Origin of the sequence: Taibaiella chishuiensis (assembly GCF_003014535.1) — a bacterium.
Lineage (GTDB): Bacteria > Bacteroidota > Bacteroidia > Chitinophagales > Chitinophagaceae > Taibaiella > Taibaiella chishuiensis.
The window spans coordinates 158802-166882 of record NZ_PYGD01000013.1; the positions used below are offsets into that span (position 1 = coordinate 158802).

Below are 8081 nucleotides of genomic sequence, written 5' to 3' on the forward strand. Positions count from 1 at the left end.
AATATTTTTACTGGTTAATGAGATAATGGAACCGCACAGCCGCCTGGTTGTAGCGGTTCAGGTTATCGAGATAGTTCCTCCGGATGTCGATGGCCTGGGCCAGGTATTGTCCCAGCTCTGCAAAACTGATCTCGCCACTGCGATAGCTGAGGGTAGCCGCCTTGATGATCTCGTCGGCCTGGCTCAGCCCGGTCTGTTCGTAAAAGAGCAACAGGACGCGTTCCTGTTCCATGGCTGCCAGTTCCTGCTGCTGTTCGGTTTTTAAACGTCCCGATTGGTAAGCCAGCTGGTCTTGCTGTACCTGGGCTTCGGCGCGTGCCGTCTTTACCTTGTTGCGGCTGGCATGCACGCCCAGCAGGGGAAATGCCACGGATACCGAGAAGCCCGTAAAGGGGTCGTCGAGCCCATAGAGCCGCTGCGAAAAGAAACGGCCGGAGAAGTCGGGCATATTGCTGTTTTGCTGCAGCTTTACATTGGACTGCGCCATAGATACACTTTGTTGTTGCAGGGCCAGGCTGGGATGCAGGCCGGAAGCGGGCATCCGGACGCTTATCTTTTCCAGCGGCCTGCCGGCAGGCAATACTTCCAGCTCCCGGTTCATCAGCATCATCAGTTGCTGTTGCTGCACCCGCATCTCCTGCGCGATCTGCAGCAGCTGGGCTTCGGTTTCTTTAAGTCTTGCGCCGGCAGCGATCTTATCGAGTCCCGCGCTCTCGCCGGTCTTCACTTTCAGGGCTGCCGCTTCGTACAATTGCTGGTAGATGCTGTCCAGCTGGCTGTACAGGCCGTAGCGGTCCTGCAGGTACCACAGTTGGTAATAAGCTGAGCGCACATCCCGTTTCACCACGGCATTCAGGGCCGGTATATTCAACTGGTAGTATTTCTGCTGTTCTTCGAAATAGCGGCGGCGTGCGGCATACAGGCCAGGCCAGGATATGCTTTGCGATAAGCCGATCTTCAGAATACCTTTGGCATCCGAAGGCCGCAGGTCTTCATTCTCGGCAAAGACGCCGGTCTTGGGCAGATCGGCCGCAGTTTTGGTTTCCAGCTGCGCTTTGCGGATCTGCGATTCGTTGATCTTGTATTGCAGGTTGTTGTTCAATGCCGTATCGACCACGGCCTCTACGGGCAACCTGAGCTGGGCCGAAGCGCCCGCGGGCAGCAGGAAGCCGAGCAGGATAAGGGATCCCATTACCGCAGCCTTACCCGGCCGTTTAAAACCACCCGAAAAGATAATGTACAGGCAGGGCAATACGATCAGCGTAAGCAAGGTAGCGCTTAACAGGCCGCCGATCACTACCGTGGCCAGCGGTTTCTGCACTTCGGCGCCCGCGCCGGTAGACAGGGCCATAGGCATAAAGCCCAGGGCGGCCACACAGGCGGTCATCAGCACCGGCCGCAGCCGTATACGCGTGCCTTCGAGTACCCGCTGCACCACATCGTCCATGCCCTCTTGTTTAAGCTGGTTAAAGGTGCTGATCAGTACGATACCGTTGAGCACGGCCACACCAAACAACGCAATAAAACCGACACCCGCAGAAATACTGAACGGCATACCACGCAGCAGCAGGGCAAATACACCGCCGATAGCGCTCATAGGAATGGCCGTAAAAATAAGCAGGGCATTGCTGATCGAATGGAAGGTAAAGTACAGCAGGCACAGGATCAGCAACAGCGCCAGAGGCACGACCACGGCCAGTCTTGCCGAGGCCTCCTGCAGGTTTTCGAAGGTACCGCCGAAGTTGTAGTAATAACCCTCGGGCAGCAAGCGCGCTTTATCGAGCTTCTGCTGGATCTCTTTCACCACGCTTTCTACATCGCGACCTTTGATATTAAAACCGATCACGATACGGCGTTTACCGCCTTCGCGGCTGATCTGCGCCGGACCGTCTTTAAACGATATATCGGCTACCTGTTGCAGTGGGATCTGGTTGCCACCTGCCGTGGAGATAAACAGGTTGCGCACATCGTCGATAGAAGTCCTGCTGGCGCTGTCGAGCCTTACCACCAGGTCGAACTTACGTTCGTTTTCAAATACCACACCGGCGGCCTGGCCGGCAAAAGCCGTGCTCAGCACCGTGTTCACGTCTTCTACGGTAATGCCGTAATTGGCGAGACGCATACGGTCGTATACCACCGAGATCTGCGGCAGGCCCGTAGTACGCTCTACCTGCGGCTCCGTAGCGCCGGGCACAGTCTGTATCACGGCGGCTACCTTAGGCGCCAGCGCGGCCAGCTGATCTACGTTCTCACCGAATATCTTGATGGCCACATCCTGCCGCACACCGGTCATCAGCTCGTTAAAGCGCATCTGTATGGGTTGCGATGCCTCAAAGAATACCCCCGGGATGACTTCGAGCTTTTTCATCATTTTTTCTGCGAGTTCGTTATAACTTTTAGTGGTGGTCCACTCTTTCATGGGTTTGAGGGTAATGATCAGGTCGGAGGCTTCTGGTGGCATGGGATCGGTCGGGATCTCGGCGCTGCCGGTCTTTCCAACCACGGCCTTTACCTCGGGGAACGATTTGATGATCCGCTCGGCCTGCATAGAGGTCTCGATGCTCTGCGACAGCGAAGTACCCTGCGGCAGGATGCAGTGGAAGGCATAGTCGCCCTCCTGCAGCTGGGGTATAAATTCGCCGCCGATCCGGCTGAAAAGGAATACAGCAATAAGCAACAGGGCCACCGCCGTGCCCACCACCCAATACCGGAAACGGATAGCCGCCTGTATCAGCGGCCTGAACCTGTTTTGCAATACCGTCATCATGCGGTCGGAAAAGGTAACTTTGTTGAGTGGCTTTTTGGGCAGGAACAGGGCGCTGACCATAGGGATATAGGTAAGCGACAGGATAAAAGCGCCCAGGATAGCGAAACCTACAGTCTGCGCCATCGGACGGAACATCTTGCCTTCTATGCCTACCAGGAACAATACCGGCAGGTATACGATCAGGATGATAAACTCGCCGAATGCCGCACTGTTACGGATCCTGGAGGTGGACAAAAACACCTCTTCGTCCATCTCCTGCTGGCTCAGCTTATGCGTGCGCTTGCCCCCCGCCAGGTGGTGCAATGTAGCTTCCACGATAATAACGGCGCCATCTACGATAAGGCCGAAGTCGATCGCTCCCAGGCTCATCAGGTTGGCGCTTACGCCAAACAGCTTCATACAACCCAATGCAAACAACAGCGACAAGGGAATGGCCGAAGCCACGATCAGGCCGGCGCGCAGGTTGCCCAGGAACAGTACCAGGATAAACATTACGATCAGCGCGCCTTCGAGCAGGTTGCGTTCCACGGTGCCAATGGCACGCTCTACCAGGCCGGTACGGTCGGCAAAAGCTTCGATGGTCACATCGGCGGGCAACGACTTCCTGATGGTTTCCAGGCGGGCCTTTACGCGGCCCACCACCTCGGCGCTGTTAGCGCCTTTCAGCATCATCACGATACCGCCTACAGCTTCTTTTTCGCCGTTATAGGTAAGAGCGCCATAACGAACGGCATTGCCATATCCCACCTGCGCTACATCTTTGATCAGTATGGGCACCCCGTTGCCATTGTTGCGGATCGCGATGGCTTCGATATCTTCGATAGAGGTAATAAGCCCTACCCCACGGATGAAATAGGCGTTGGGCTTCTTGTCGATATAAGCGCCGCCGGTATTCTGGTTGCCTTTCTCGAGGGCGGTAAATACTTCGGATACCGATATATTCATGGCTTTAAGCCGGTCGGGATTAAGCGCTACTTCATATTGCTTCAGCATACCGCCAAAGCTGTTGACCTCGGCTACCCCGGGCGTGCCATACAGCTGCCGGGCCACGATCCAGTCCTGCATGGTACGCAGGTCCATCGCGGTATATTTCGATTCTGCTCCTTTTTTAGGGTGCAGTACATATTGATAGATTTCGCCGAGCCCCGTGCTTACCGGCGCCAGCTCGGGTGTGCCGGCTCCTTTGGGGATCTTGTCCACGGCTTCTTTCAGCTTTTCGCCAATCAGTTGCCGGGCAAAGTAAATATCCACATCGTCGTTGAATACGACGGTGATTACCGAGAGGCCAAACCTGGATATGGAACGCATTTCCTCCAGGCCGGGCAGGTTGGCCAGGCTCTGTTCCACCGGGTAGGTTACGAACTGCTCCACTTCCTGGGCAGCCAGCGTAGGACTCAGTGTAATGATCTGGACCTGGTTATTGGTGATATCGGGTACAGCATCAATAGGCAACCTGGACGCGCTCCAGATGCCCCAACCGATTAGTGCGAGCGTGAATACTGCAATAACCAGTTTGTTCCTGATGCTGAAATGAATGATTTTATTCAGCATAATGTTTCAGTGATTTTGTGCCGGGTACCGGCCGCTTTTGCGGGAAACAGCGCAACATACACACGCTATACGCCGGACCTTTACAGGCCGGGGATCAGGCAAAAGGGCAATACCCTTGATTAATGGATCTTGAAGGGCAGTAAAAGCCCATAGCGGAGGATCAGGCCCTTAACTGGGGCGGTTGCCATATGGCACGGAAATCATAAGAGAGGAACGAGGTTTCCCCGGCGAAAGATGGCCTTTGGGGCAATACGGTATGCGGTACGGGAAACAGCGTAACCTGCTGGAACAGGATGGTGGTGCCGCAGCAGGCACACATACAAAAGGGGGTACAGGATTCCTGCGGATGCTGATGGCCTTCATGACCGGAAAGCGCCGAGATACGGGGCCCCTCGGGTGCAATACATTCCCGGCTGTCTGCACAGGGCAGGAACGACAGCAGCAGCAGGTAAACGCCAAGCAGGAATGCAGACCATTTCATGGATGCAAATATAGGGATTGGATCAATAAGTTGGTACTGTACAACCGGGAGTTTCAGGTGCTATTTTCGTCATAAACAAGGCGATAGCCCGACAACCGGCGTTGGCGCGGTTTAAATGCAAGTCCCAGGGGCGGGACCGGCCGCAACGGTTCACATATCAATAACAATAATACTTTGTTAAGGCCGTATCAGCCGGTCCGGGCATATAGTAACTTTAGTTATCCAAAACTCAACCTCAATTTACAAACCTGATTATGAAAAAGACAACCTTAAAAACCGGCAGGTTAAACCTGAAAAAAATGACCATCGCTACTTTAAACAAAGAGCAACAGGATCATGTTATGGGTGGTATACAGGTACAGCCTACCACAACCGTATTGCCTACCCGGCAGGTGGCCTGCATCACCAACAGCGTTGCTTGTCCGCATACCCGCACCGCAGGTTGTGTACAGCCGACCACTACGGTACAGCCATCATTTGTTTGTTAAGGATCGGTAGTTAGCCGGCCGGCAATAGGGTAACGTCGTACTTTAGCCATCTTATTCCGTAACTATTCTTTGTATCTATATGAAAAAAGCTACCAACAAAACAAACCGGTTAGCATTAAAAAAAATGACCATCGCCGAATTAAATACGCGGCTGCAAAGCCGTATTCTCGGTGCAGGTGATGAGCAGGTCGCATCCGATACGATAAGAGCCAGCCGGGAAGGTTGCATTACCATGTCCGACGATTGTCCCGGCCCGCAGCTGATCATACCGCAACCTGTAGTAGTTGTGCGCTAAGCAGCCAACAACAGGAAGGGTATTCTATTCCAGCAATAATAATGGGCCGGTAATGTACCGGCCCATTGTTTTATAAAAAGGATAAAGTAACTCAGCGAACTGATTCTCGTGCAGCATTACTCAGACCTCCTGCTCGCGGAAGGCGCCGGGACTCTGCTGCATACTCTTCCGGAAAAAATTGATAAAGGCCGGCAGGTCCTTAAAGCCCAGGCACCAGGCTATTTCCGAGATATTCCAATCTGTATGCTTCAGCAGGATACGGGCCTCCTGGCCAATGCGCTCGGCGATAAGCTGCGAGGTAGTCTTACCCGTAACCGTCTTGAGCGAGCGGTTCAGGTGGTTGACATGCACGGCCAGCTGCCCGGCATAGGCCAGCGGCGTATGTAGCCGTACCTGCTGCATAGGCGACTCTACCGGGAACTGCCGCTCCAGCAATTCCATAAAGAGCGAGGACACACGGGTAGCCGCATTCAGGCCACGGTGCTGGGTAGCGGTGGCAGGCTGCATTTTCAGGGCATGGTGCACCAGGCTGAACACCAGGTTGCGCAGCACATCGTACTTGTATATATAATCGGAAGCGATCTCCTGCGCCATCTGCAGGAATACCGAACGCACGGTCTCCAGTTGCCCGTCGTCGAGCATAAACACCGGGTTACAGCCCGGCTGGAACACCGGGTAGTCGCGCATTACGCCAAAATGATTAAAAAAGGTCTCCGTAAAAATGCAGAAACAACCCGACTGTTTTTCTTCGAGCGCCTCCCAGGAATAGGGCACCATCGGGTTGGCGAAAAGCAGGGCCTGCTTTTCTATCGTCACCACCTTGTCGGCATAGTGCACCCTGTTTTTCCCGATAATCAGGCTGATCTTAAAAAAGTCTTTCCGGTTATAGGGTATGGGTTTGGCACTGCTGCCCACATACTCCTCCATCTGGAACACGTTAAAGTGCCCGATCTCCTTCTGCAGGTTTTCCGGTATCCAGTTCATCTTGGACCGGTAAAATTCCTCTATACTTTGCACTTTATCCATAAGGTTCCCGGTTTACCGGTCTTGTTCTGCTACAGTAGTTGCTGCTTCAAATAAACGAATAGGGGCTGTTGGTTGTTCGCGGTACAGGATCATACGGATATGATACAAGGCGCCGTTTTTAAAATACCCGTAGGCCAGCCGGCCCGAATCATCGCGGTAATCGATGTGGTTGCCGGTAATGATATAATTGCCGGTACGGTTTTGCCCGGGGCAGCCCTGCGATTCGTCGTAGCGGCCACCGGGTAATAATTCCTGGCGCAGGGAGCCGTCTTTCGACACCCATATGCCTGTGTATAATGCCTGATCTTGCATAGTAGTATTTTTTAGAACGGGAAAACTGTTCCGGGCAATTGCTTGCGGGAACAGCTCCACAGGTTATTAATACTGCTTCAGACATTGCGCTGCTTGTTAGACCGCAAAGCCTGTAGCAGTACCTTCTTTTTGCCAGGCCAGCATATCGGCCTGTATCAATCCGTTTTTCAGTTCGGCCATATCATAGGCATCCTGGCCCAGGAAGAGGTGCACAGGCGGTTGCGCTGATGCTGCAACCCGGATCATAACGGCCGCGGCTTTGAGCGGATCACCCTGCTGGCGGCCGTTGATATCCTCCTCGTGCATGCGCTGCGACTCCCTCGCGGCCTCGTAGGCTGCAATCGGCTGCGCCGCTACGGCTATAGAATCTTTGGATAAAAAGTCGGTACGGAAATACCCCGGGTACACCACGGTAGCGTGTACGCCAAAGGGTTTTACTTCTGCAGCCAGCGACTCGGTAAGGCCGGCTACGGCAAATTTTGTGGCACAATAGATACCCCATCCCGGGAAGTTACCGGTATAACCGCCTACAGAAGCGATGTTGAAGATATGCCCCGATTGCTGCGCCCGTAAATGCGGCATCGTGTGGCGGATCACGTTCAGCAACCCGAATACATTGATATCAAAATTACTGCGGGCTTCTGCATCGCTGAGTTCTTCGAGGGTACCGATCTGCCCATACCCGGCATTGTTAACCACCACATCGATGGCGCCGAAAGCGGCTATGGTCTTATTTACGGCATCTTGTACACTTTGTTCGGAGGTGAGGCTTACCTCCAGCGGCAGGAAACGATCGCCATACTCCCCGCCTACGGCTGCTGTAAGTGCCGGTGTTGTGCGCGAGGTTGCCGCCACCTTATAGCCGCCGGCCAGCAACTGCTGCACCAGTACCAGCCCCAATCCTTTGGAGGCACCGGTAACTAACCATACTTTTTCTCTGTTCATGATTATTTGTTTTTATGAACGCAAAGGTCGTATGGATAAGGGATACCGCAGTTGCAGGATTCAAACCAATAGTTGTAAAATTCAAACAATTGGAATGTATTGGGTATGGAGATGTTAGATTTTAGATGTTAGATGTTAGATGTTAGATGTTAGATGTTAGATGTTAGATGTTAGATGTTAGATGTTAGATGTTAGATGTTAGATGTTAGATGTTAG

7 protein-coding genes are annotated in these 8081 nt (G+C 53.4%); 2 read left to right on the forward strand and 5 right to left on the reverse strand.

Annotation, left to right across the window (positions count from 1 at the left end; translation table 11 throughout):
* Positions 1 to 7: 7 nt before the first annotated feature.
* Both B0I18_RS23125 and B0I18_RS23130 read right to left on the reverse strand, forming a co-directional pair.
* The gene (locus tag B0I18_RS23125) at positions 8 to 4318 is read right to left on the reverse strand and encodes a CusA/CzcA family heavy metal efflux RND transporter (protein ID WP_106525140.1); all 4311 of its coding nucleotides are present in this window, start codon (positions 4316 to 4318) and stop codon (positions 8 to 10) included.
* A 160-nt stretch (positions 4319 to 4478) separates the two neighbouring features.
* Positions 4479 to 4799, reverse strand: coding sequence for a DUF6660 family protein (locus B0I18_RS23130; protein WP_106525141.1), 321 nt, complete (start codon positions 4797 to 4799; stop codon positions 4479 to 4481).
* Positions 4800 to 5053: 254 nt separating this feature from the next.
* Between B0I18_RS23130 and B0I18_RS23135 the strand changes: the two genes are divergently transcribed.
* A complete protein-coding gene (locus B0I18_RS23135; RefSeq protein ID WP_106525142.1) occupies positions 5054 to 5287 on the forward strand; it encodes a class I lanthipeptide in 234 nt (77 codons plus the stop codon).
* A 124-nt stretch (positions 5288 to 5411) separates the two neighbouring features.
* The gene (locus B0I18_RS23140; RefSeq protein ID WP_181358593.1) at positions 5412 to 5582 is read left to right on the forward strand and encodes a hypothetical protein; all 171 of its coding nucleotides are present in this window, start codon (positions 5412 to 5414) and stop codon (positions 5580 to 5582) included.
* A 120-nt stretch (positions 5583 to 5702) separates the two neighbouring features.
* Here B0I18_RS23140 and B0I18_RS23145 read toward each other — a convergent pair whose 3' ends face one another.
* From B0I18_RS23145 to B0I18_RS23155, 3 genes are all read right to left on the reverse strand, one after another.
* Positions 5703 to 6608 carry a helix-turn-helix domain-containing protein gene (locus B0I18_RS23145; protein ID WP_106525144.1) on the reverse strand — a complete coding sequence of 302 codons (906 nt, stop codon included), beginning with the start codon at positions 6606 to 6608 and terminating at the stop codon, positions 5703 to 5705.
* A 12-nt stretch (positions 6609 to 6620) separates the two neighbouring features.
* The gene (locus tag B0I18_RS23150) at positions 6621 to 6920 is read right to left on the reverse strand and encodes an Atu4866 domain-containing protein (RefSeq protein ID WP_106525145.1); all 300 of its coding nucleotides are present in this window, start codon (positions 6918 to 6920) and stop codon (positions 6621 to 6623) included.
* Between the two features lie 96 nt (positions 6921 to 7016).
* A complete protein-coding gene (locus tag B0I18_RS23155) occupies positions 7017 to 7865 on the reverse strand; it encodes an SDR family oxidoreductase (protein ID WP_106525146.1) in 849 nt (282 codons plus the stop codon).
* Between the last annotated feature and the right edge of the window lie 216 nt (positions 7866 to 8081).